This is a genomic window from Streptomyces sp. NPDC016309, assembly GCF_043077235.1.
In the GTDB taxonomy this organism is placed as follows: domain Bacteria; phylum Actinomycetota; class Actinomycetes; order Streptomycetales; family Streptomycetaceae; genus Streptomyces.
Window position 1 is genome coordinate 124396 of the sequence record NZ_JBIBSG010000006.1, and the last position, 22983, is coordinate 147378.

The 22983-nt window shown below is 75.5% G+C and carries 19 protein-coding genes; 7 read left to right on the forward strand and 12 right to left on the reverse strand.

Annotated elements, in window-relative coordinates:
- Window positions 1-36: 36 nt before the first annotated feature.
- The 3 genes from ACF068_RS16880 to ACF068_RS16890 all read right to left on the reverse strand — a co-directional run bounded on the left by ACF068_RS16880 (window position 37) and on the right by ACF068_RS16890 (window position 2408).
- Window positions 37-690, reverse strand: a complete 654-nt coding sequence (locus tag ACF068_RS16880; RefSeq protein ID WP_392275000.1) for an HD domain-containing protein — start codon at window positions 688-690, stop codon at window positions 37-39.
- Window positions 691-791: 101 nt separating this feature from the next.
- Window positions 792-1496, reverse strand: a complete 705-nt coding sequence (locus ACF068_RS16885) for a copper homeostasis protein CutC (RefSeq protein ID WP_392275001.1) — start codon at window positions 1494-1496, stop codon at window positions 792-794.
- A 45-nt stretch (window positions 1497-1541) separates the two neighbouring features.
- The gene (locus tag ACF068_RS16890) at window positions 1542-2408 is read right to left on the reverse strand and encodes a hypothetical protein (protein ID WP_392275002.1); all 867 of its coding nucleotides are present in this window, start codon (window positions 2406-2408) and stop codon (window positions 1542-1544) included.
- Between the two features lie 164 nt (window positions 2409-2572).
- On the opposite strand from ACF068_RS16890, the gene ACF068_RS16895 reads away from it, so the two are divergent.
- Complete coding sequence (locus ACF068_RS16895; protein WP_392275003.1) at window positions 2573-4831, forward strand: heavy metal translocating P-type ATPase; 2259 nt, start codon at window positions 2573-2575, stop codon at window positions 4829-4831.
- An 87-nt stretch (window positions 4832-4918) separates the two neighbouring features.
- Here ACF068_RS16895 and ACF068_RS16900 read toward each other — a convergent pair whose 3' ends face one another.
- Window positions 4919-6874 carry a HelD family protein gene (locus tag ACF068_RS16900; protein ID WP_392275303.1) on the reverse strand — a complete coding sequence of 652 codons (1956 nt, stop codon included), beginning with the start codon at window positions 6872-6874 and terminating at the stop codon, window positions 4919-4921.
- A gap of 312 nt (window positions 6875-7186) precedes the next feature.
- Here ACF068_RS16900 and ACF068_RS16905 point away from each other — a divergent pair, with 312 nt between their 5' ends.
- The gene (locus tag ACF068_RS16905) at window positions 7187-7357 is read left to right on the forward strand and encodes a hypothetical protein (protein WP_392275004.1); all 171 of its coding nucleotides are present in this window, start codon (window positions 7187-7189) and stop codon (window positions 7355-7357) included.
- Here the strand turns inward: ACF068_RS16905 and ACF068_RS16910 are convergent.
- The 3 genes from ACF068_RS16910 to ACF068_RS16920 form a co-directional block, all read right to left on the reverse strand.
- Window positions 7344-9017 (reverse strand): DNA repair helicase XPB, encoded by a 1674-nt coding sequence (locus tag ACF068_RS16910; protein WP_392275005.1) that lies wholly within the window; start codon window positions 9015-9017, stop codon window positions 7344-7346. The two genes, ACF068_RS16905 and ACF068_RS16910, sit on opposite strands and share 14 nt — an antisense overlap.
- 117 nt (window positions 9018-9134) lie before the next feature.
- Complete coding sequence (locus ACF068_RS16915; RefSeq protein ID WP_392275006.1) at window positions 9135-9296, reverse strand: hypothetical protein; 162 nt, start codon at window positions 9294-9296, stop codon at window positions 9135-9137.
- A 350-nt stretch (window positions 9297-9646) separates the two neighbouring features.
- On the reverse strand, window positions 9647-12268 hold the full coding sequence (locus ACF068_RS16920; protein ID WP_392275007.1) for a helicase-associated domain-containing protein: 2622 nt from the start codon (window positions 12266-12268) through the stop codon (window positions 9647-9649).
- A 42-nt stretch (window positions 12269-12310) separates the two neighbouring features.
- On the opposite strand from ACF068_RS16920, the gene ACF068_RS16925 reads away from it, so the two are divergent.
- Window positions 12311-13306 (forward strand): hypothetical protein, encoded by a 996-nt coding sequence (locus tag ACF068_RS16925; RefSeq protein ID WP_392275008.1) that lies wholly within the window; start codon window positions 12311-12313, stop codon window positions 13304-13306.
- Between the two features lie 50 nt (window positions 13307-13356).
- Complete coding sequence (locus ACF068_RS16930; RefSeq protein WP_392275009.1) at window positions 13357-13986, forward strand: HAD family hydrolase; 630 nt, start codon at window positions 13357-13359, stop codon at window positions 13984-13986.
- Here ACF068_RS16930 and ACF068_RS16935 read toward each other — a convergent pair.
- Window positions 13965-14213, reverse strand: a complete 249-nt coding sequence (locus ACF068_RS16935; RefSeq protein WP_392275010.1) for a hypothetical protein — start codon at window positions 14211-14213, stop codon at window positions 13965-13967. The two genes, ACF068_RS16930 and ACF068_RS16935, sit on opposite strands and share 22 nt — an antisense overlap.
- Window positions 14214-14374: 161 nt before the next feature.
- Between ACF068_RS16935 and ACF068_RS16940 the strand changes: the two genes are divergently transcribed.
- On the forward strand, window positions 14375-14758 hold the full coding sequence (locus tag ACF068_RS16940) for a cold-shock protein (RefSeq protein WP_031073201.1): 384 nt from the start codon (window positions 14375-14377) through the stop codon (window positions 14756-14758).
- 75 nt (window positions 14759-14833) lie between these two features.
- Here ACF068_RS16940 and ACF068_RS16945 read toward each other — a convergent pair whose 3' ends face one another.
- The 4 genes from ACF068_RS16945 to ACF068_RS16960 are packed head-to-tail and all read right to left on the reverse strand — an operon-like array spanning window position 14834 to window position 18278.
- A complete protein-coding gene (locus tag ACF068_RS16945) occupies window positions 14834-15673 on the reverse strand; it encodes a 1,4-dihydroxy-6-naphthoate synthase (RefSeq protein ID WP_392275011.1) in 840 nt (279 codons plus the stop codon).
- Complete coding sequence (locus ACF068_RS16950; RefSeq protein WP_392275304.1) at window positions 15670-16422, reverse strand: futalosine hydrolase; 753 nt, start codon at window positions 16420-16422, stop codon at window positions 15670-15672. Before ACF068_RS16950 ends, ACF068_RS16945 begins: the two co-directional genes overlap by 4 nt.
- A gap of 2 nt (window positions 16423-16424) precedes the next feature.
- Window positions 16425-16904, reverse strand: a complete 480-nt coding sequence (locus tag ACF068_RS16955) for a DUF2771 domain-containing protein (protein ID WP_392275012.1) — start codon at window positions 16902-16904, stop codon at window positions 16425-16427.
- A 27-nt stretch (window positions 16905-16931) separates the two neighbouring features.
- Window positions 16932-18278 (reverse strand): MFS transporter, encoded by a 1347-nt coding sequence (locus ACF068_RS16960; protein WP_392275013.1) that lies wholly within the window; start codon window positions 18276-18278, stop codon window positions 16932-16934.
- Between the two features lie 287 nt (window positions 18279-18565).
- On the opposite strand from ACF068_RS16960, the gene ACF068_RS16965 reads away from it, so the two are divergent.
- The gene (locus ACF068_RS16965) at window positions 18566-19480 is read left to right on the forward strand and encodes a DUF3027 domain-containing protein (RefSeq protein ID WP_392275014.1); all 915 of its coding nucleotides are present in this window, start codon (window positions 18566-18568) and stop codon (window positions 19478-19480) included.
- Between the two features lie 284 nt (window positions 19481-19764).
- Complete coding sequence (locus ACF068_RS16970; protein WP_392275015.1) at window positions 19765-22941, forward strand: sacsin N-terminal ATP-binding-like domain-containing protein; 3177 nt, start codon at window positions 19765-19767, stop codon at window positions 22939-22941.
- Window positions 22942-22983: the final 42 nt, after the last annotated feature.

The following is a 22983-nucleotide window of genomic DNA, read 5'->3' on the forward strand; positions in this document are numbered from 1 at the left end:
GGACGGCATGCCAGGGGTCAACACCTCGTTGATCCCTTACATTCCCGCGGTCTCCAGGAGCTTCAGCTCCGTGGTCAGGTTCTGCCGGGCCCGCTCCTCCCACGCGCGTGCCCCGTGGGGCGTACGGAACAGGCGCGGCAGGCCCAGCAACTGGCGCAGCACCGCCGCGCGGCCCGCGCGGAACGCGTCGTCCGGGACGAAGCCGTACTCCTCCCGTACGGCGGCGGCGTACACGGCGTACGCGTCGGGCGTGGCGGCCAGTACGGCGAGGTCGGCGTCGCACAGCGCCTCGCCGTTGCGGTCGCCCTCGGCCGGGTCGTGGGTGACCGTGAGCCGGACCAGGCGGGCCACCTCCGCCGTGGCCGCCCCGTCGAAGCCCAGCTCGGGCAGGGCCCGCTCGGCCAGCCGGGCGCTGCGCTCCTCGTTGGTGGACCGCTCGGGCAGGTACACGGCGTCGTGGAACCAGGCGGCGAGCCGTACGAGGTCGGGGTCGTCCGCGTGGTCCGCCAGCTCGTCGACGCGGTCCAGCACGGCGAGCAGGTGGTCGGTGGTGTGGTACCGCCGCTGCGGCTCGGCCCAGCGGGCGAGCAGGTCGTCGGCGTACCGGTCGGCATGGGGCGCGTCCCGTACGGCCGACAGCCAGCGCCGGCGGAGGTCGTCGTGGGCGGGGTGCGCGGGAAGGGACGCCATGCGCCCATTCTGCCGCCCGCTCACCCCGCCCACCCCGCCCACCCCGCCCACACCGCCCGGGCCCGCCCGGGGGCGGGCGCCCTCCGGTCGGGGTCCGGGGGTCAGGGGGCGGGGGCGTCGAGGGTGGTGCGCCAGGTGCGGACCGCGGTGGGGGAGACCGGGGCGGTCCAGCCGGAGGGGCGGGCGGCGCCGCCGATGTGGAAGGCGGTGATCCCGCCCGCGAGGAGCGCCGGGACGTGGTCCAGGCGCAGTCCGCCGCCGACCAGGAGCCGGGGTTCGTACCCCGGTTCGCCGCGGCGGGCGGCGTCGGCCTCGGCGAGCAGGGTCGGCAGGCCCGCGTCGACACCGGTGGCCGAGCCGGCGGTGAGGTAGGTGTCCAGACCCGGCAGGTCCGCGAGCTGCTTGCGCGCCGCGTCCCGGTCGGCCGCCCGGTCGAGGGCGCGGTGGAACGTCCAGCGGCAGCCCTCCAGCTCGGCCACCACCCGCTCGACGGTCACCAGGTCGACATTCCCCTCGGCGTCGAGGAAGCCGAGGACGAACTCGTCGGCGCCCTCCTCGCGCAGCTCCCGGGTCACCCGCACCAGCGCGTCGACGTCGCCGGCCGCGAAGCCGTCGGCCAGTCGCAGCATCACGCGCAGCGGGATGTCCACGGCGGCGCGGATCCGCCCGTAGGTCTCGCGGGAGGGGGTGAGCCCGTCCGCGGCCATGTCGGTGACCAGCTCCAGCCGGTCCGCTCCTCCGGCCTGTGCGGCGATCGCGTCCTCCGCGTCGAGGGCGATCACCTCCAGGACTGCACGGTTGCTCACTGACGGCTCCCTTTCACCGGGCTACAGGTCTAGTCCAATGCCACCCTAATGCGCGTGCACGGTGAAGGCAGCCGTACGCACCTTCCCGCCGTGCCGGAAATCGAGGAAGAGCCGGTACGCCCCCGCGCTCGGCGCCGTGGCCGTGAACGCCACCTCCGGCCCGGCGGGGCCCTCGTGGGGGTGGACGTGCAGGTACGCCAGGTCTCCGGCGCGCAACGCGACCAGGTGGCCGTACGCGCCGAGGTACGGCTGGAGGTCGGTGACGGGCCTTCCGTTCCGGCTGACCCGCAGCGTCAGTTCTGCCGCCCGCCCCGGCTCGGGCGTCCCGGCCAGTTCGACGCGGTAGCCGTCCACCTCGGCGACCCGGTTCGGCGCGGGCGGCGGCGCCGGGCGGTACGTGCCGGACACGGCGAGGTCCGCGCCGAGCGTCAGCGCCTCGCCGCCCGCGGGCGTGAAGTCGGCCAGCGCCCGGTAGTCGCCGGCCCGCGGCAGCTCCACCGGTGTCGACCAGGTGCCGTCGGCGGCCCGTACGGGATGCAGGTGCCGGTAGACGGTGAGGTCCCGGGAGACGAGCACCAGGTGCAGTTCCTTGCCGTGCTTCCGCTCGTACGCCGTGACGGCCCGCCCGTGCCCGTCCTCGATGCGGAACCGCAGCTCACCCGGCTCGCCGGCGGTGAGGGCCGGCCGCTCCAGGGCCAGGGTGCGGCCGCGCTCGGAGATCTGGAGCCCGCCGGGGACCGGGGGTTCGGCCGCTCCGGCGGGCGTGGCGGGCGCGTCGTGCCGCCCGTGCGCCGCGGCCGGCCGCTCCTCCGCCGCGACGACCGGCCCGACGCCCTTCCCCACCCCGTACGCCGTGCCGAAGGTCGCGGCGAGGGCGGCGGCGAATGCGGTGATCTTCGCTCCGGTGTTCATGACGGCTCCTTGATGAGGCGGGTCCCAATGCAGCTCACCATACCCCCATGGGGTATCAAGTCAAGCGGGGGCGACGCTTGCTTCCTTCTACCCCCCGGGGGTATACCGGAGTCGAACGGAAGGGCATACCCTGTCGGGGTATCAATCGGCGAGGAGCAGCACTCATGAGCACCCCTACGACGACGACACCCGGCCCCACCGCCGAGGTGGAGCTCGCCATCGGCGGTATGACCTGCGCCTCCTGCGCGGCCCGCGTCGAGAAGAAGCTCAACCGCATGGACGGCGTCACCGCGACGGTCAACTACGCCACCGAGAAGGCCAAGGTCACCTTCGCCGACGGGGTGCGGGTCGCCGATCTCATCGCCACCGTCGAAGCGACCGGCTACACCGCCCGCGAACCCGAGCCCCCCGTGCCCGAGGTCCGGGAGGAGGACCGGGAGCCGGCCGACGAACTGCGGCCGCTGCGCCAGCGTCTGGTCACGGCCGTCGTGCTGTCCGTACCCGTCGTCGCCATGGCCATGGTCCCGGCGCTCCAGATCGAGTACTGGCAGTGGCTCTCCCTCACCCTCGCCGCGCCGGTCGTCACCTACGCCGCCTGGCCCTTCCACCGGGCCGCCTGGACCAACGCCCGGCACGGCGCCGCCACGATGGACACCCTCATCTCGGTCGGCACGTCGGCGGCCTTCCTCTGGTCGCTGTGGGCGCTGTTCCTCGGCACCGCCGGCACGCCCGGCATGACCCACCCCTTCGAGCTGACCATCGCCCGCGGCGACGGCGCCGGGAACATCTACCTGGAGGCCGCGGCCGGGGTCACCGCCTTCATCCTGGCCGGCCGCTACTTCGAGGCCCGCTCCAAGCGCAAGGCGGGCGCGGCGCTGAAGGCGCTGCTGGAGCTGGGCGCGAAGGACGTCACCGTCCTTCGCGGCGGCCGGGAAACCCTCGTCCCCGTCGGCGAGCTGCGGGTCGGCGACCGCTTCGTCGTCCGGCCCGGCGAGAAGATCGCCACGGACGGCACCGTCGTCGAGGGCACCTCCGCCGTGGACGCCTCCATGCTCACCGGCGAGTCCGTGCCGGTGGAGGTCGGCACCGGCGACCCCGTCACCGGCGCCACCCTCAACGCCGGCGGCCGGCTGGTCGTCGAGGCCACCCGTATCGGCGCCGACACCCAACTGGCCCGGATGGCCAAGCTGGTGGAGGACGCCCAGAACGGCAAGGCCGCCGCCCAGCGCCTCGCCGACCGGATCTCCGCCGTCTTCGTCCCCGTCGTCATCGGCCTCGCGCTCGCCACCCTCGGCTTCTGGCTCGGCAACGGCTCCGGCCTCACCGCCGCGTTCACCGCCGCCGTCGCCGTGCTGATCATCGCCTGCCCGTGCGCCCTCGGCCTCGCCACCCCGACCGCCCTCATGGTCGGCACCGGACGCGGCGCCCAGCTCGGCATCCTGATCAAGGGCCCGGAAGTCCTGGAGACCACCCGCAAGGCCGACACGATCGTCCTCGACAAGACCGGCACCGTCACCACCGGACGCATGACCCTGCTCGCGGTCCACACCGCCGAGGGCACCGACGAGGACGACGTGCTGCGCCTGGCGGGCGCCCTGGAGCACGCCTCCGAGCACCCCATCGCCAAGGCGGTGGCCACCGGGGCGGCCGAGCGCGTCGGCACGCTCCCCACCCCCGAGGACTTCGCCAACGCCGCCGGCCTCGGCGTCCAGGGCGTGGTGGACGGCCACGCCGTGCTCGTCGGCCGCGAGAAGCTGCTGGCCGCGTGGTCCATCGAGCTCCCCGCCGCGCTGGAGCGCGCCAAGCACGAGGCCGAGGCCGCCGGCCGCACCGCCATCGCCGTCGCCTGGGACGGCGAGGCCCGCGCGGTCCTGGAGGTCGCGGACGCGGTCAAGGACACCAGTGCCGAGGCGATCGGCCGCCTCCGGGCGCTCGGCCTCACGCCCATCCTCCTGACCGGCGACAACCGGGCCGTCGCCGAGGCGGTCGCTGCCGAGGTCGGCATCGACGAGGTGTACGCGGAGGTCATGCCCGAGGACAAGGTCGATGTGGTCAAGCGCCTCCAGGCCGAGGGCCGCTCGGTCGCCATGGTCGGCGACGGCGTCAACGACGCCGCCGCGCTCGCCCAGGCCGACCTGGGCCTCGCCATGGGCACCGGCACGGACGCCGCGATCGAGGCGGGCGACCTCACGCTCGTCCGCGGTGACCTCCGCGCCGCGGTCGACGCCATCCGGCTCTCGCGCCGGACCCTCGCCACGATCAAGGGCAACCTGTTCTGGGCGTTCGCCTACAACGTCGCCGCGCTGCCGCTCGCCGCGGCGGGCCTCCTGAACCCGATGATCGCGGGCGCGGCCATGGCGTTCTCGTCGGTCTTCGTGGTCGGCAACAGCCTCCGCCTGCGCGGCTTCAAGCCGGTCGCGTGAGCCCGGCCGGGCGCCGTTCGGCTCCTGCCCGGTGGGTGGGGACGTCCCGCCGTCCGGCTCCTGCCGGTGGTGCGGGGCGGCGCCCCGTCAGGGGGCCAACTCCGGGGGCAGCGGGGCCGCGTGCAGGAGCGTCAGGCCCGAGACCGCCCGGGTGAGGGCCACGTACAGGCGGCGGAGGCCGGTGCGCTCGTCCGGTTCGCCGTCGACGACCGCCGCCGGCTCGTCGAGGACGACGTAGTCGTACTCCAGACCTTTCGCCAGCGACGCGGGCACCAGCGTCAGACGGGACTCGGCGGTCGTCTCCTCGCCCGGCGCCAGCCACGCCAGGCCCGCCCCGCGCAGCGCGTCCGCCAGGACCGGCACCCGGGCGTCCGCCGCGATCAGGCCGATCGACCCCTCGTGGCGCAGCGCGGCCCGGCACGCCGCCACCACCGAGGCGGCCAGGTCCTCCGCCCGGCACGGCACGATCTCCAGCGAGCCCGGCGACTCCCGCACCGAGCGCACCGGGGCCAGCCCGGGCGACATGTGCGGCAGCAGCCGGGACGCGTACGCGATCACCTCGCGCGGCACGCGGAAACCGGCCGTGAGCTCCTCCACCACCGCGTCCGGCTTGCCCAGGTGCGCCAGCGCCTCCGCCCAGCTCGCCGTCGCCCACGGGGTGGTTCCCTGGGCCAGGTCGCCCAGCACGGTCACCGAGCCGGTCGAGCAGCGCCGCCCCACCGCCCGGTACTGCATGGGCGACAGGTCCTGCGCCTCGTCCAGGACCACATGGCCCAGGGACGGCGTACGTTCCACCAGGTCGGCCGCCTCGTCGATCAGTACCGCGTCCGCCGCCGACCACCGCGCGGCCCTCACCGAGCGGGGCGGCTTCGTCCACAGGACCGCCTTCTGTTCCTCGGCGGTCAGCAGCCCGTCCGCGTGCTCGGCCAGGAACGCGGCGTCCGACAGCAGCCGCAGCACCAGCTTCGCCGGGTCGACGGCCGGCCACACCGCCTTGACCACCGCCTTCACCGCCGTGTTCCGCGCCACCGCGTCCTGGACCCGGTCGTCCGGCGCCTCGCCCGCCTGTTCCATGCGGACCAGCACCGCGTGCGCGATCCGCTGCGGCAGGGCGTCCCGCGCGGCCCCGTACCGGATGTCGCGGTCCAGCAGCTCGCGGACGATCTCCTCCAGCTCGTACGCCGGCACCCGCCAGCGCCGGGAACCGCGCACCACCACCAGCGGCTCGGTGGGCGGCGTCACGTACGACCGCACGGCCCGGCGCAGCACCTCGGCCATCCGGGCGTCGCCCTTGACGACGGCCGCCGTCGCCTCGTCCGCGCCCCGCACCTCCACGCGCGCGACCAGGTCGTCGACCGTGGCCTGCTTCACCTCCAGCTCGCCCAGCGCGGGCAGCACCTGCTCGATGTAGTGGAGGAAGGACCGGTTCGGTCCGACGACCAGCGTGCCGGTGCGGGCCAGCCGCTCCCGGTGCGCGTACAGCAGGTAGGCCACCCGGTGCAGGCCGACCGCCGTCTTGCCGGTGCCGGGCCCTCCCTGGACGCAGACGGAGCCGGACAGGCCGCTGCGGACGATCTCGTCCTGCTCGGGCTGGATGGTCGCGACGATGTCCCGCATCGGGCCGACGCGCGGCCGCTCGATCTCCGCCTGGAGCAGCCGGGACGTCGTCTCCGCCTCCTCCGGGTCGGACAGGTGCTCGTCCTCGTAGGCGGTCAGCTCACCGCCCGTGTACCCGAACCGCCGGCGCAGCGCGACGTCAAGCGGGTCCTTCCGGGACGCCCGGTAGAACGGCTGCGACACCGGGGCGCGCCAGTCGACGACCATCGGGTCGCCGTCCGCGTCGTGGACGTGCCGCCGCCCGATGTAGAACCTCTGGCCCTCCTGCGTGGTGTGCAGGTAGTCGAGCCGGCCGAAGAACAGCGGGGTGTGGGACAGGTCGGCGAGCGCCTTGATCCGGTCCTCGATCTGGGCCGACAGCACGGCGGCGTTGACCCAGTTCGCGGTGACGTCACGGATGTCGAGGGCCTGGACGTCCTCGCGCATGGTGCGCAGGGCGGCACGCGAGGCGGCGAGGTGGGCGCGCTCTCGCGCGAGCGGATCGGGCACGGCGGGGCCTCCAGGGGCGTACGCGGGGGGACGGCGGGCCGACCGGTTTCCGACCGGTGGGCGGCGCTCCACGGGAGGGAGGCGGGCAAGGCGGGCGATTCTAGCCAGGGTGCCGGGCGGCGGGCGAGCGAATTGTCGTGGCCATCCGTCCCGTAGGGGATGCCGTATGCCTGGAGTCGTACGCGGGCGGCGCCCGGGTTCGGTCTGCGGACCGATGTACCGGCCACCGGCGGGAACCATCATGGAGACATGACCACCACCCTCCATGACGCCCCCGGCGCGACCGCCCTGGGCACGGCCCACCACCCCGCCCACCGCATCGGCAACGCCCTGCGTGTGATCAAGGTGTTCGCCGAGGCGGCGTTCGGGGTGGTCGTGCTCGGCGAGTTCGCCGAGGAGGCAGGCGTCAGGCGCCGCTGAGATCCGGATCGGTGCCCTGCGACGGGGACAGCAGCTCGTCCGCGTCGACGATCCGGTACGCGTACCCCTGCTCGGCCAGGAACCGCTGGCGGTGCGCGGCGAAGTCCTGGTCGATCGTGTCCCGCGCGACCACCGAGTAGAAGTGCGCCTGGTGCCCGTCCGCCTTGGGCCGCAGCACCCGGCCGAGACGCTGGGCCTCCTCCTGGCGTGAGCCGAAGGTGCCCGACACCTGGATGGCGACGGTCGCCTCCGGCAGGTCGATCGAGAAGTTCGCCACCTTGGAGACCACCAGCACGCTGATCTCGGCGTTGCGGAAGGCGTCGAAGAGCTTCTCGCGCTGCGCGTTGGGCGTCTCGCCCTTGATCACCGGGGCGTCGAGGTGTTCGCCCAGTTCGTCGAGCTGGTCGATGTACTGGCCGATGACGAGGATCTGCTGGCCGGCGAACTTCCGCACCAGTGCCTCCGTGACCTTCCGCTTCGTCGCGGTCGTCGCGCAGAAGCGGTACTTCTCTTCCGTCTCGGCGGTCGCGTAGGCCAGCCGCTCGCCGTCGGTGAGGTTGACCCGCACCTCGACGCAGTCGGCGGGCGCGATGTAGCCCTGCGCCTCGATCTCCTTCCACGGCGCGTCGAACCGCTTGGGCCCGATGAGCGAGAACACGTCCGACTCGCGGCCGTCCTCGCGCACCAGCGTCGCGGTCAGTCCGAGGCGCCGGCGGGCCTGGAGGTCGGCGGTGAACTTGAAGACGGGCGCGGGCAGCAGGTGCACCTCGTCGTAGACGATCAGGCCCCAGTCGCGGGAGTCGAACAGCTCCAGGTGCGGGTAGATGCCCTTCCGCTTCGTGGTCAGCACCTGGTAGGTGGCGATCGTGACCGGGCGGATCTCCTTCTTCGTCCCGCTGTACTCGCCGATCTCGTCCTCGGTCAGCGAGGTCCGCTTCACCAGCTCGTGCTTCCACTGGCGGGCGGAGACCGTGTTGGTCACCAGGATCAGGGTGGTCGCCCCGGCCTTGGCCATGGCGCCCGCCCCGACGAGGGTCTTGCCCGCGCCGCAGGGGAGGACGACGACGCCCGAGCCGCCGTGCCAGAAGCCCTCGACGGCCTGCCGCTGGTACGGGCGCAGCGCCCAGCCGTCCTCGGCCAGGTCGATGCGGTGCGCCTCGCCGTCCACGTACCCGGCGAGGTCCTCGGCCGGCCAGCCGAGCTTCAGCAGTGTCTGCTTGATCTGCCCGCGCTCGGAGGGGTGGACGACGACGGTGTCCGCGTCGATGCGCGCGCCGACCAGCGGCTGCACCTTCTTGGAGCGGAGGATCTCCTCCAGGACCGGCCGGTCGGTGGTCGTCAGGACCAGCCCGTGGGTGGGGTGCTTGGACAGGGTGAGCCGCCCGTAGCGGGCCATGGTCTCGGCGACGTCCACCAGCAGGGCGTGTGGCACCGGGTAGCGGGAGAACTCGACCAGCGCGTCGACGACCTGCTCCGCGTCGTGCCCCGCCGCCCGCGCGTTCCACAGGCCCAGCGGCGTGACCCGGTAGGTGTGGATGTGCTCGGGCGCGCGCTCCAGCTCCGCGAACGGAGCGATGGCGCGACGGCAGGCGTCGGCCCGCTCGTGGTCCACTTCGAGCAGCAGTGTCTTGTCGCTCTGGACGATCAGGGGTCCGTTCACGCCTCACCCTTTCCTGGCGGCCTCGGTGTGTGGCCAAACATCCAGTGTTACGCATCGGCGGCGTAAGCGGCCCGGGCCGGGGTGGGCGGGGTGCGGGGGTGACCGGGCCGGGGCGGGTCAGAGCAGGGGACTGTTGAACAGGGGGCCCTCGATCTGGAGGTCGGCCAGGGGGCCGCCGGGCCCGCCGATCGGCGGGAGCGTGGTGGCGGCGGCCGGGGTGGCGAGGGCGGTGAAGAACAGCGTCGCGGCCGTCAGGAGGAGGGCGATGCGCCGGCTCATGCGGGGGGTCCTTTCACATCGGCGGCGTACGTGGCCGGGCCCGCGCCTTCCGTGGTGGCGCGGGCCCGGCGGCAGAGGGGGACGGGCGGTCAGAGGGTGAGCCCGCCGCCGAGGTCGATGCCGACCGCGGCGGCCTGGGTGGTGATCGCGGAGAGGAAGGCGGCGGTGGTGATCAAGACCGTGGTGACGCGACGACGCATGGGGGGCGACCTCTTTCGGGTGCGGTGCCGTTCGGGACGTCCCGTGGCTGCCCGCGCCGCGCCGGAGGAATGCGGAAGGTCCCCCTGAGGTGGGGAATCGGTCACTCACGCGCGGTAAATCGTCCGCCCGCGCGCATGATCCGGCCGGGGTCAGGTCGGGTCGTCGGCGAGTTCCGCGACGCCGGTGATGCGGTGCAGCGGGTAGGTGCGGACCTCGTCGGCGGTGTGGTCGTACGCCGTGACGAAGCCGCCCTCCACCCGTACCGGGGCGATCACCCGCTGGCTGGCGGCGCCCTCGGCGGTGACGTAGCCGATCCACACCGCCGAGCCGGTCATCGCGGCGGCCTGGACGGTGGCGAGGGTCTCGGCGGCCGAGGTGCGGGGAGGGGCGCCGTCCCCGGCCGTCCCGGAGGCGGCCGGCTCCTCCTTGCGGACGACCGTCGAGGCCAGGTCCCCGGCGCGGATGGCCCGCACGGCGGCGCCCAGCAGCGTGGCGTCCGGCTCCGGGGGGCCCTTGGGCACCGGCGCGGGCGCCGTGCGCGCCGGGGTCCGGTAGGCGCGCGCCCGGGTGATCAGGACGTCGCCCTCCGCCGACTCGGCCGCGGGGGCGAAGCCCATGGACCGCAGCCCCTCCAGCAGCGCCGCCGGGTCGGCCTGGGCGGCGAGCACGGTCGGCGCGAGGCGCCGCAGCCGGAGGGACGCCGACCGCTTGTCGGCCAGGATCTCGCCCAGCACCGTGTCGTCGTCGCAGCGTACGTAGGCGGAGGCGGCGCCCACCCGGAGGTGGCCGTGTCTGCGGGCGACGTCGTCGATGAGGTACGCGAGCGGCTGGGGGACCGGGGTGCGGGAGTGGGCCGCCAGGAAGGCGTGCAGGTCGGCGGCCGCCTGCCCGGCGTCCAGGGCGCGGCGCACCGAGCCGGGCGTGAAGCGGTACACGGTCGCGCCGCCCTTGGACTCGACGTCCGCGACGACGGCCAGCATGTCGGCGAGCGGCCGCTTCAGGGGCCCGGGGGCGACCGCCGTCAGGTCGGCCTGGAGCAGGACGTGGTCGACCGGTTCGGGCAGCAGCGGTGCGAGGAGCGCGGCGGCGCCCGCGTGGGCGGCGACGGTGGCGTGGGCGGGCCGGCGGCCGTTGACGGCCTCGGTGCCGCCGGGCGCGGGCACCGGCACGAACGCCTTCGCCGGGTACCCGGGGCCCTGGCCGGCCACCGGGTGGTCCGTGCCCGGGGCGGGGGCGCCCGGGAGCAGGGCGCGGCCGTGGGCGGACAGGGCGCCGCGCCCGGTCACGCCCAGCAGCTCGGCCTCGGTCAGGGTCCAGCTCGCCAGCCGGACCCGCAGGTCGGCGCCCGGCTGCGCGGCGCCCCGCCCGTCGCGCAGCGGGCGCTCCCAGCGCAGCCGGGCGAGCAGGGCCTCCGGGTCGGGCGACGCCCCGGCGGGGAGGCCGGCCAGCAGGGACAGCACCCGGCGGCGCACCTCGGGCGCGGCGCCCCGGTCGAGGTCGGGTCCGAGGGCCGCGAGCGTGCGGCCCTTGGCGTCCTGGGTGCCGATCAGGCCGGGTGTCCGGGTCGAGGCGAGCCACGTTCCGGCGAGCAGCGCCCAGCGTTCGGCGGCGGGCAGTTCGAGCCACTCGTCGAAGGCGGGGGTCGGCGCGTACCGCTCGTCCGCCTCGCCGTCCGACGCGATCAGGCCGGCCCCGTACGCCACCTCCAGCCAGAAGGCCGCGACCTGTTCGGGCACGTCGAGCGCCGTCGCGGTCCGCTTCAGGTCGCGGACGGACATGCCGCCCGCGCGCAGGACGGCCGGTCCGCCCTCGTTCCACTCCTTGGCGAGTTCCTCGATGGTGGCGAGCGCGTGGTGGGCCTGGCCCGCCGCCGTGCTGTCGACGACCGGGGGGCCGTACTCGCGGGCGGGCGTGACGGCGGGCGGCACCGGCTCGGGCGCCCGGTGCGCGCGCCCGGCGCGCAGGTGCAGCGCCGCCTCCCGGGGCAGCACCACCGTGCGCGCGGTCGCGGGCAGCAGCAGGCCCCGGTCGCGCAGCCAGCGCACCGGCGGCGCCGGGTTCGGGGTCACCTCGCCGTACGGCGGCCCCCACACCAGCCGGTCCAGGATGCCGAGCGCCTCCATCGGCGCGGTGTCCAGCAGCGCGCCCATCCGATCCCGGTCGGTGAACAGGTCCGTCAACGCGGCGACCGCCGACACCGGATCGTGTGTCGTCGGCAGTCCCGCCGTCGCGATGATCTCCTGGAGCCGGGTCGGGGACATGCCCGCCGTCGCCTCGGCGACCGTGGGGCCGAGGCCGGTGGGGGACGGGTGCTGCGGGGAGGGGGCCAGCAGTTCCCGGGCGGTCCGCACCAGCCGCAGCCGGTCGTCGTCGCCCCACGCCAGCGCCTGGGCGCGGAGCACGGCGACCGCGCGCGGCAGCGCCGCCTCGACGTCGGGGTCGCCCTCGTCGCCGGCCATCAGCGCGAGGAGCTCGGCGTACGGGGCGGGGTCCGGTGCCACCGCGAGCGCCTCGGCGGTCTGGAGCGCGAACCGGTCGAGCCGTTCCAGCGCCCGTACGACGGAGGCGCGGGTCCCGGCCCGGGTGGCGAGCTGCGTCAGGTCGCCGGGGACGGGGACCAGCAGGTCGGGGCGGGCGCTCAGCAGCGCGGCCAGCCCCTCGTCGCCACGGGCCCGGAGGGCCTCCGCGAGGGTGCGCGGAGCCGTCGTACCGCCATTGCCTTCGGTTCCTGCGGCCACGTGCGCCTCCCGATCGAGCTCACCGGTCCCCATCCGGACCACGTTAGCCCCTGCGCAGGCGCTAACGTCGTGACGGTGGGGATCGAGAGCGACCAGCTGGTGTTCGACTATCTGAGCCGGGTGGGTGACCTGGCCCAGCAACGGCAGCTGTCCTCGCAGACGCGGATGCGGCTGGTGTCGTCGCTGCGCAGCGAGATCGACAGCAGGCGCGCCAAGGACGACAGCCCGGGGGCGGTGCGCGGCATCCTCACCGCCCTGGGCACGCCGGACGAGGTGGTCGACGCGGCGGCCTCGGGCGCGTCGGGCGCGCCGAACACCCCGGGTGCGTCGGGGGCGCCGGGACGGCCACGGCCGGCCGTGCCGGAACAGCGCACGCCCCGGACACGCTTCCGCCGCCGCGCGGGCACGGGCTCCGACGTGCCGGCGGCGCGCGAGAGGCCCGCCGCGGACGCGTGGAGCCCGCACCTGGCCGGGATGGACGAGGTCGGCGCGTCGGTGGAACAGCCCGACTGGTGGCGGGTCGAGGAGGGCGCGTTCGGCGGGGACGCCGTGCCGCCCGGGTTCCGGGGCGGGGTGGAGATCCCGGACATGCTGAAACCCCCGCCGAAGGAGGAGCCCGCCCCGGCCGCCGCCCCCGCCGCCGGCGCGCCGGCGGCGGACGCGGAGCCGCCGTCGCCGCCCGCGTCGGCGGCCCCCGCGCGCCGCCGCCCGCCGCTGCTCCGGCTGCCGCTGCGGCTCGGCCACCCGATGCTGGTGGCCGCCGCCCTGCTGCTGGTGGCGGGCGTGGTGCTCGGCTCATGGGCGGCCCTCGGCGGCGGCTGGCTGCTGGCGTACCTGTCGGGCCGTCTCAGCCGTACGGAGGCCAAGCTGGCCGTGTTCGGGCTGCCCGGTGCCGTCGCCGCGGCCACGGCGGTGTGGCTGTGGGGCCGCCTCGACGGCCGCTGGGGCGAGCCGATCCCGGCGGGTGGCGACGCCCTGGGCCAGGCGCTGGGCGCTGCCTGGCCGTGGACGCTGCGGGCGGCGGCCCTGGCCTCCGCCCTCTACCTGCTGTGGCGGGCCCGCCGCGTCTGACGCCCGGGGAAGCGGGCGACCGGCCGGCACCGCGCGGGCCGGCGGGCACAATGGCGGTCATGGTCCCCACGCTGACGGTCGGCTTCGACCTCGACATGACCCTGATCGACTCCCGCCCCGGGATCCACGCCACCTACCGGGCGCTGTCCGCCGAGACCGGTGCGTGGATCGACGCCGATCTGGCCGTCACGCGGCTGGGACCACCCCTCGAACAGGAGCTCGCACACTGGTTCCCGGCCGACCGGATCGCGGAGACGGCCGACCGCTACCGGGAGATCTACCCGGCCCACGCCATCGCGCCCACCCTCGCGATGCCCGGCGCCAGGGATGCGATTCAAGCCGTTCGCGCGGCGGGCGGCCGGGCCGTCGTCGTCACCGCCAAGCACGAGCCGAACGCCAAGCTGCACCTGGAGCACCTGGGCATCGAACCCGACGCGGTGGTCGGCTGGTTGTGGGCCGAGGCGAAGGCGGAGGCGCTGCGCGAGCACGGCGCGGGCGTGTACGTCGGCGACCACACCGGCGACGTGCGCGGCGCCCGCGCGGCCGGCGCCCTGGCGGTGTCGATACCCACCGGGCCGTGCGACGCCGACGAGCTGCGGGCGGCCGGCGCGGACGTCGTCCTGCCCGACCTGACGGCCTTCCCGGCCTGGTGGGACGCCTACCGGGCCGACGTGGCCTGACGGCGCTGGGCGGCGACCGACCGCAGCACCCCGGCGGCGGCGATCAGGAACCCGACTCCCATGAGCATGCACACGGCGTACGCGACCGGCGGGAACGGGTCGGTGCCCAGGAACAGCGGGGCCATGGTGGCCAGAGTGGCGACGGCGCCGACGATGAAGACGATTCCGCCGGCCCGGACCAGGCCGTCACCGGGGGCGGTGCCGCCGGCGGGGGTTTCACTATGCATTCGGCCAGGGTAGTTCCCTGGCCGGAGGAACGGACCGGCGACGTCTTGTCACCAGCCCCTGGACCATTAGCCTTGACGTGTGGCGGGTCCCGGCGACCCGCTGTAGTGCTATCCAGAGCCATTTTTGGCGCCAGACATCGAGTACGAGGACGAGGACAGACGTGCCTACCGGCAAGGTCAAGTGGTTCAACAGCGAGAAGGGCTTCGGCTTTCTCTCCCGCGACGACGGCGGCGACGTCTTCGTGCACTCGTCGGTGCTCCCTGCCGGGGTCGACGCCCTCAAGCCCGGCCAGCGCGTCGAGTTCGGCGTGGTCGCGGGCCAGCGCGGTGACCAGGCGCTCTCGGTGACGGTCCTCGACCCGACCCCCTCGGTCGCGGCGGCCCAGCGGCGCAAGCCGGACGAACTGGCCTCGATCGTCCAGGACCTGACGACGCTGCTGGAGAACATCACGCCCATGCTGGAGCGCGGCCGCTACCCCGACAAGGTCCACGGCAAGAAGATCGCCGGCCTGCTGCGGGCGGTCGCCGACCAGCTCGACGTCTGAGGACCGCCCCGCCCGGCGGGGCCCCGCCACGACGCCCGCCCCCGGCCACGGCCGGGGGCGCGGCCCGTCACGGGGTCACGGGAAGGCCAGCGCCTCCGGCCGCACCGGCGGGACCAGCCCCTCGGCCGCCGCGCGGGTCAGCAGCCCCCGTACCGCCGCGTAGCCGTCCTCGCCGAGGTCGGCCGTGAACTCGTTGACGTACAGCCCGATGTGCTGATCGGCCACGGCCCGGTCCATCTCCTGGGCGTGCTCCCGTACGTACGGGCGCGACGCCTCCGGGTCGTCCCAGGCCATACGGACCGACGCGCGCGCCGACTCCGCGAGCCGCCGGAGCGTGTCCGCGCCCAGGGAGCGCTTCGCGACGATCGCGCCCAGTGGGATCGGCAGCCCGGTCGTGCCCTCCCAGTGCTCGCCCATGTCGGCGAGGCGGTGCAGGCCGTAGTCCTGGTACGTGAACCGGGCCTCGTGGATGACCAGGCCCGCGTCGACCTTGCCGTCCCGCACGGCCGGCATGATCTCGTGGAACGGCATCACCACGACCTCGCCGACCCCGCCCGGGACGACGTCCGCCGCCCACAGCCGGAACAGCAGGTACGCGGTGGAGCGCTCGCTCGGCACCGCGACCGTCCGGCCGGTCAGGTCCAGGCCCGCCTCCCGGGTGAGGACCAGCGGGCCGCAGCCCCGGCCCAGCGCGCCCCCGCAGGGCAGCAGGGCGTACTCGTCCAGGATCCAGGGCAGCACGGCGTACGACACCTTCAGGACGTCGAAGCCGGCCGCGCCGCGCTCGGCCAGGCCGTTCGTCACGTCGATGTCCGCGAACGTCACCTCGAGCGGGGGCGCGCCCGGCACCAGGCCGTGCGCCCAGGCGTGGAAGACGAACGTGTCGTTCGGGCACGGGGAGTACGCGATCCTCACAGGTCCTCCGGGAAGACGGTGGTACCGAGCGACCGGAAGGCGTGCCGCAGCGAGTCCAGGGCCTCGCCGATCCGCCAGGCGGCCCGGTCGCGCGGGCCGACGGTGTTGGACACCGCGCGCAGTTCGACGACGGGCACCCCGTGGGCGGCGGCCGCCTCGGCGACGCCGAAGCCCTCCATCGCCTCCGAGCCGGCCCCGGGGTGACGGGCGATGAGCTCCGCGGTGCGGGCGGCGGTGCCGGTGACGGTCGACACGGTCAGCGCCGGGGCGACCACGTGCGGCCGGCCGTCCGCGCGCAGGGCGGCGGCGATCCGGCCGGTCAGACCGGGCGGCGGCAGGTGGACGGAGCGGCCGAAGCCCAGCTCCTCGACGGCGACGTACCCGTCGGGCGTGTCGGCCCCCAGGTCGGCGGCGACGATCGAGCCGGACACCACGAGCGTCCCGAGCGGCGCCACGGGCGCGAAACCGCCGCCGATGCCGGCCGAGACGACCAGGTCGTACGGGGCCGGGGCGGCGGCGAGGGCGGCGGTCGCCGCGACGGCCGCGGCCGCGGGGCCCACGCCCCCGGTGACGACGTCCACGACGGTGTCCGTGGTGGCCCCGTCCGCCGCGTGCGGCGGACGCCGGCGCAGACGGGTCAGGGCGTGACCCGACGGCAGGGCGCCCGGGGCGGACACCGCGTCACCGCCGAGACCGGCGACGACGGAGTCCGACTCCACCGCCACCGCCGTCACGACCAGGACACGCAGGGTCAGGATTCCTTCTTCAGCTCGAAGTGCCAGATGCCGGTCAGCTTCTTGCCGCTGGTCTCCACGATGCTGATCTGCGCCGTGTTGGACGTCTCACCGGTCTGGCTGGAGAGGAACGCGCTGGCCGGGATCGACCGGTACGTCTTCTTGTAGGGCTCCTGCTCGGCCTGCTGGCCCCCGATGAACAGCGTCCAGCCGTGCTCGGCGACCTCCGGGTCCACGCCGAAGCGGATCCGGTCGTCGGCGGAGACCGTGATGGTCTTCTCCGGCTTCTTCTTCAGACAGCCCTGGATCAGCGACTCCTTGATGGCCTCGCCGTCGTTGTAGCAGGCCGCTTCGGCGTTGACCGAGTCGGACCCGACCGTCACGGTCGCGAGCGGGGTCGGCTTGTCGCATGCGGAGAGTACGAGGAGTCCGGCGGAGACGGCACCCAGAGCGACGCCGGCCCGGCGGGCCTTACCGGAAAAGAACGCAACGGTCATGGGCCGAAGGCTATACGCCGCCCCGCATCACGCCACGCGGGGGTGCGGCGTGCCGCGCCGTGCCGCCGACAGCAGGCCCCGTACCGTCACCGCCACGCCCAGCGCCAGGATCGCCGCCGCGACCGACATGCCGAGCGTCCCGTTCAGCGGCAGCGCGATGCCGATCCCCCCGCCGACCACCCACGCCATCTGGAGCAGCGTCTCGGAGCGGGCGAACGCCGAGGTCCGCACCACCTCCGGCACGTCCCGCTGGATCATCGCGTCCAGCGACAGCTTCGACAGCGCCTGCGACAGCCCCGCCACCGCGCCGAGCACCGCGACCGCGATCCCCCCGAAGAACACCGCCGCCACGATTGCCGCCACCATCGCGAGCGTCACCATCGCCGCGACGATCAGCTCCGGCGCCCGCGACCTGAGCAGCGCCCCCAGCGCCGTACCGCACGCGTTGCCGACGCCCGCCGCCACGCCCACGATGCCCAGCGACACCGCCGCGCTCTGTCCCGACAGCGGGTGCTCCCGCAGCAGGAACGCCAGGAAGAAGATCAGGAAGCCGGACAGCACCCGGTGCGCGGCGTTCGCCTGGAGGCCGTGCAGCACCGACGGGCCGACCGTGCGGAGGCTCGGCTTCCGCTCGCCGTGCGTCAGCATGTGCGCCTTGCGCTCGCCCTTCGCCGAGTCGACCTTGGGCGGCATCGACAGCGCCAGCAGCGTCCCCCCGGCGAACAGCACGCACGCCCCGTACAGCGGCCACTGCGGCCCGATCCGCTGCAACCCCACCCCCACGGGCGCGGCGACGCCCGTCGCCAGCAGCCCGGCCAGGGTCACCCGCGAGTTCGCCTTCACCAGGGAGAAGCCGTGCGGCAGGAGTCTGGGCACCACGGCGCTGCGCACCACCCCGTACGCCTTCGACGCCACCAGCACGCCGAGCGCCGCCGGGTACAGCTCCAGGTCCCCGGTGACCACCGCGCCCGACAGGGCGACGGCGAGCAGCACCCGGGCGAGCATCGCGCCCGCCATCGCCGCCCGGCGGCCGTGCGGCAGCCGGTCCAGCAGCGGGCCGATGACGGGAGCGAGGAGGGTGAACGGGGCCATGGTGACGGCCAGGTACAGCGCCACCCGGCCGCGGGCCTCGTCCGTCGGCACCGAGAAGAACACCGTGGAGGCGAGCGCGACGGTGATCATGACGTCACCCGCGCCGTTCACGGCGTGCAGTTCGATCAGTTTCCCGAGGCCCGATTCGCCCGCGCCGTGGGCGTGCGTCGCTTTTCGGATACCGCGCGCGGTGCCGGTGAACGGCAGGTGGAGGGCGCGCCCCAGCCGCCGGCCCGCCCTCCGGAGCGGCCCGGCATCGTCGGACGACCTCGCGGCTGCCACCTCGTCATAGTGCCCCAGCAGCCGCTTCCGCGAACCGTGAAGAGGGCTACTTGGGGCGGGCAGGTGGGCGGCGGGCTGCGGAAGGGGTAGCGTGCGTAGCGCGCCACCGGCGGAAGTTCTCGGCCGCGCGCCTCTTCGGCATCCCGCAGAATGGATGACGATAGGTGTGCCCGAGACACGGAGGGCGCGGACGTCGATGCGGCCCACTGGTCCGCTCCGCCCGCCGCCCGAACCTTCGCGAATCGGCCGGCGCATCTGTGAGACGGCGTAGGAGATGAGCGAGACCTGTGAGTGCTGCGACGACGCGAAGCCGTACCCCGCGTACCCCCGCCCCCGACCGCCTGTGCGCCGAGGCGGTGGACCTTGCCCGGGAGGCGGCCGCGGAGGCGGCCGCGCCCGGGGTGGTGGGTGAGCACACGGGCGTCGTCGCGGAGGGCGACCGGGTCGTCACGCACTTCTTCGCCTGCCACGAACCCGGCTACCGGGGGTGGCGCTGGGCCGTGACGGTCGCCCGCGCGTCGCGCGCGAAGGTCGTCACCCTCGACGAGACGGTGCTGCTGCCGGGGCCCGACGCCCTCCTGGCGCCCGAGTGGGTGCCGTGGAGCGAGCGGCTGCGCCCGGGCGACATGGGGCCGGGGGACCTGCTGCCCACCGAGCAGGACGACCTGCGGCTGGAGCCCGGGTACACCGGGGAGGACGTGCCGCCGCCGAACTCCCCCGTGTCGGAGGAGATGGCCGAGCTCGTCGACGCCGAGGACGCCGACCTGGTGGCCCGCACCCCCTCGCGGGGCTCCATCGCGGCCGTCGCGGAGGAACTGGGCCTGCGCCGGGCGCGGGTGCTGTCCCGGTACGGGCTGCATGTCGCGGCCGACCGCTGGGAGGAGAACTTCGGGGCGAAGACCCCGATGGCGCAGGCCGCGCCGGCGCCGTGCGTGTCGTGCGGGTTCCTCATGCCGCTGGGCGGGTCGCTGAAGCAGGCGTTCGGCGTGTGCGCCAACGAGTTCTCGCCGGCGGACGGGCGCGTGGTGTCCCTGACGTACGGCTGCGGCGGGCACTCCGAGGCGGCCGTCATGCCCAAGCCGCCGCGGCCTGCCCCGCCGGTGCTGGACTCGATGGGCGCGGACGAGTTCCCCCTGCGCCCGGCCCGCGACAGCGGCTCGGTGCCGTCGGCGTCCCCGGACGAGGACCTCGGCCACAGCTAGCCCCCCGGGCGGGGGCGCCCACGGGCGCCGGCCGGGCGGGCCGCTGCGGGAGGCACGTCACGGGCTCTCCCACGCAAGCCCGGTCGTCCTACGCCCGGAACACGCCACCCTCCGCGTCCCCCTTCGGGGTGGCCCCACGGCCCGGGGTGATCCACCGGCGTGAGGGTGACGGGGTCGGAGGTGGGGGGTGCTCGGACGTAAAAGAGCGCAGCGACAGTCCGGGTACCGCCCGCCGTAGGCCCCGGCCCCCGGGGGAGGGACTGCCTCGTCGGGGGACGGGGGGCATGGCGCTCCGGGCGGCGCGCGGTACCTTCGGGCTCCGTAACGACGCGCAGGGCGAGAGAGCGGAGCACGACGTGGGCGTGAGGGCGACGGCGACCGATGGGGCCGACCCGTTCGGGACCGCGCGGCTGCGGCGTGGGGTGCTGGACGCGTGGGGCGCGGGACCCGCGAGGTTCCGGGAGGACGCCAACGCGGAGGAGGACCTGGCGCTCGGCGGGTACCGCGACCGGCTGGTGGTGGAGCTGGCGCAGAACGCCGCGGACGCCGCCGCCCGCGCCGGCGTGCCCGGCCGGCTGCGGCTGACGCTGCACCCGGCGGACGCGGACGGCCCCGCCGTGCTCGCGGCCGCCAACACCGGCGCGCCGCTGGACGCGACCGGTGTCGAGTCGCTGAGCACGCTGCGCGCGTCCGCCAAGCGGGAGGGCCACGAGGGCGCGGTCGGCCGGTTCGGCGTCGGGTTCGCCGCGGTGCTGGCGGTGAGCGACGAGCCGGCGGTCGTGGGCCGGCACGGGGGCGTCCGGTGGTCGTTGCGGGAGGCCCGCGAGATGGCGGCCGACGTGGCGAAGGCCAGCCCCGGCCTGGGCGACGAACTGCGCCGCCGGGACGGCCACGTGCCGCTGCTGCGGCTGCCGCTGCCCGCCGAGGGCACCGCGCCGGAGGGGTACGACACGGTGGTGATCCTGCCGTTGCGGGACGCCGCCGCCGTGGACCTGGCCGAGCGGCTGCTCGCCGGGATCGACGACGCCCTGCTGCTGACCCTGCCGGGGCTCACCGAGGTCGTCGTGGAGGGCCCGAAGGGGACGCGGACGCTCACCCGGCGGGAGGAGGACGGGTACGTCCACATCGACGACAGCGAGGACGGCACGCGCCGGTGGCGGACCGTCACCCACCGGGGCGCGATCGAGCCGGAGCTGCTGAAGGACCGGCCCGTCGAGGAGCGGCTGCGGCCGCACTGGACGGTGACGTGGGCCGTTCCGGTGGACGGCGAGGGCGCGCCGGTCCGTCCGCGCACCGCGCCGGTGGTGCACGCCCCGACGCCCACCGATGAACCGCTCGGCATCCCCGCCCTGCTCATCGCGACGTTCCCGCTGGACACGACCCGCCGCCACCCGGCGCCCGGCCCGCTGACCGACTTCCTGGTGCGGCGCGCCGCCGACGCGTACGCCGAACTGCTCGCCGACTGGCGGCCGGTGACCACCGGCACGGTCGACCTGGTGCCGGGCCCGCTGGGCGGGGGCGTCCTGGACGGGGCGCTCCGGGGGGCGGTGCTGGAGCTGCTGCCCCGGGTGGCGTTCCTGGCCCCGGCGGCGGCCACGGAGGAGCTCCCGGCGCTGCGCCCGTTCGAGGCGGAGGTCGTCGAGGGCGCCGGCGCCGACACCGTCCGCGTCCTGGCGGAGGTCCTGCCGACGCTGCTGCCGGCCGGTCTGGAGCGCCGGGCCGAGCTGCGCGCCCTGGGGGTGGCCCGGCTGTCGCTCGGCGACGCGATCGACCGGCTGGCCGGCACCGAGCGCACCCCCGCGTGGTGGCACCGGCTGTACGAGTCGCTCGCGGGCGTCGACCCGGACCGGCTGACGGGCCTGCCCGTGCCGCTCGTCGGCGGCCGTACCGCGACCGGCCCCCGGCACGTGCTGCTGCCGCTGGCGGACACGCCCACCGACCTGACGAAGCTGGGCCTGAAGGTCGCCCACCCCGACGCCGCGCACCCGCTGCTGGAGAAGCTCGGCGCCCTGCCCGCCACCCCGCGCGCGGTGCTCACCACCCCGCAGGTGCGGGCGGCCGTGGCGGGGTCGCTGGACGCGGGCGAGATGTGGGAGGAGGACGCCCCGGACGCCGAGGAGCTGGCGGAGACGGTCCTCACCCTCGTACGGGACGCCGGGCTGGAGCCGGGCGACGAGCCGTGGCTGGGCGCGCTGGCGCTGCCCGACGAGGACGGCGAGCTGGCTCCGGCGGGTGAACTGGTGCTGCCGGGCAGCCCGTTCGCGGACGTGATGCGGCCGGACGAACTGGCGCTGGTGGACGCCGGGCTGGCCGAGCGGTGGGGCGGGCAGCCGCTCGCCGCGTGCGGGGTGCTCGCGGACTTCGCGCTGGTACGCGCCTCGGACGTGGTGCTGGACCCGGACGAACTGGAGCCGCGCGAGGGGGACTTCCCGGAGCCGGACGACGCGGGGCTGCTGGACGCGGTCGACGTGTGGTGCGAGGACGTGCTGGACCGGCTGCCCGAGACGCCGGTGCCGCCCGTCGCGACCGAGATCGTGGCCGTGCGGGACCTGGACCTGGTGGACGACGACGCCTGGCCCCGGGCGCTGGCCATGCTCGCCCGGCCGCCGCTGCGGGACGCCCTGACCCAGCCGGTGCGGGTCCTGCTGCCGGACGGGACGACCACGACGGTCCGCCCGTACACGGCCTGGTGGCTGCGCGACCACCCGGTGCTGGACGGCCGCCGTCCCGCCGGGCTGCGCGCGGCCGGGGCGGACCCGCTGCTGGAGGGTCTGTACGACCCGGCCGACACGACCGGTTTCGCCGACGCGCAGGTGCTGCGCGCCCTGGGCGTGCGCACCTCGGTGGCCGCGCTGCTGGACGAGCCGGGCGGTGCCGCCGAGCTGCTGGGCCGGCTCGCCGATCCGGAGCGGGAGGTGACGGGCGCCCAGCTTCACGGCCTGTACACCGCCCTGGCGGACCTCGACCCCGAGCAGGTGACCCTGCCGGACGAGCTGCGCGCGGTGGTGGACGGCGAGGTGCGGGTGGTGGACGCGGCGGACGCGCTGGTCGCCGACGCGCCGGACCTGCTGCCGCTGACGGCGGGGCGGCCGCTGCTGCCGGTGGCCCCGGCGCGGGCGGCGGACCTGGCGGAGCTGCTCCAGGTACGGCGGCTGAGCGAGGAGGTGGCGGCGGAGGTGACGTCGGCGGGCGAGGAGCACGACGTACCGGAGCCGGTGCACGCCCTGCTCGGTCCGGGCACGCCGGTGACGTACGTGGAGCACGAGGAGCTGCGGGCGGGGGGCGTCGAGCTGGACTGGCGGCGGACCCCGGACGGCACGGTGCACGCGGCCACCCTGGAGGGCGTCGCGGCGGGCCTGGCGTGGGCGGCGGGCCAGTGGCCGCGCCGCTTCGAGGTCGCCGCCCTGCTGGAGGACCCGTCCCGCACGGCGGAGCTGGCCCGCGACCGCTGGTTCGACTGACGGCCGCGCGCCCCGGGGGCACCGGCACCGCGCCCCCGGGGG

What these genes read in the sequence shown, in the direction of transcription:
- ACF068_RS16920 (WP_392275007.1), bottom strand. Translation starts at nt 12,268, where the DNA reads ATGGGGACCGGTGAGCTCGATCGGGAGGCGCACGTGGCCGCAGGAACC.
- ACF068_RS16955 (WP_392275012.1), bottom strand. Translation starts at nt 16,904, where the DNA reads ATGACCGTTGCGTTCTTTTCCGGTAAGGCCCGCCGGGCCGGCGTCGCT.
- ACF068_RS16905 (WP_392275004.1), top strand. Translation starts at nt 7,187, where the DNA reads ATGACCACCACCCTCCATGACGCCCCCGGCGCGACCGCCCTGGGCACG.
- ACF068_RS16935 (WP_392275010.1), bottom strand. Translation starts at nt 14,213, where the DNA reads ATGCATAGTGAAACCCCCGCCGGCGGCACCGCCCCCGGTGACGGCCTG.
- ACF068_RS16970 (WP_392275015.1), top strand. Translation starts at nt 19,765, where the DNA reads ATGGCGCTCCGGGCGGCGCGCGGTACCTTCGGGCTCCGTAACGACGCG.
- ACF068_RS16895 (WP_392275003.1), top strand. Translation starts at nt 2,573, where the DNA reads ATGAGCACCCCTACGACGACGACACCCGGCCCCACCGCCGAGGTGGAG.
- ACF068_RS16930 (WP_392275009.1), top strand. Translation starts at nt 13,357, where the DNA reads ATGGCGGTCATGGTCCCCACGCTGACGGTCGGCTTCGACCTCGACATG.
- ACF068_RS16890 (WP_392275002.1), bottom strand. Translation starts at nt 2,408, where the DNA reads ATGAACACCGGAGCGAAGATCACCGCATTCGCCGCCGCCCTCGCCGCG.
- ACF068_RS16880 (WP_392275000.1), bottom strand. Translation starts at nt 690, where the DNA reads ATGGCGTCCCTTCCCGCGCACCCCGCCCACGACGACCTCCGCCGGCGC.
- ACF068_RS16915 (WP_392275006.1), bottom strand. Translation starts at nt 9,296, where the DNA reads ATGAGCCGGCGCATCGCCCTCCTCCTGACGGCCGCGACGCTGTTCTTC.
- ACF068_RS16900 (WP_392275303.1), bottom strand. Translation starts at nt 6,874, where the DNA reads ATGCGCGAGGACGTCCAGGCCCTCGACATCCGTGACGTCACCGCGAAC.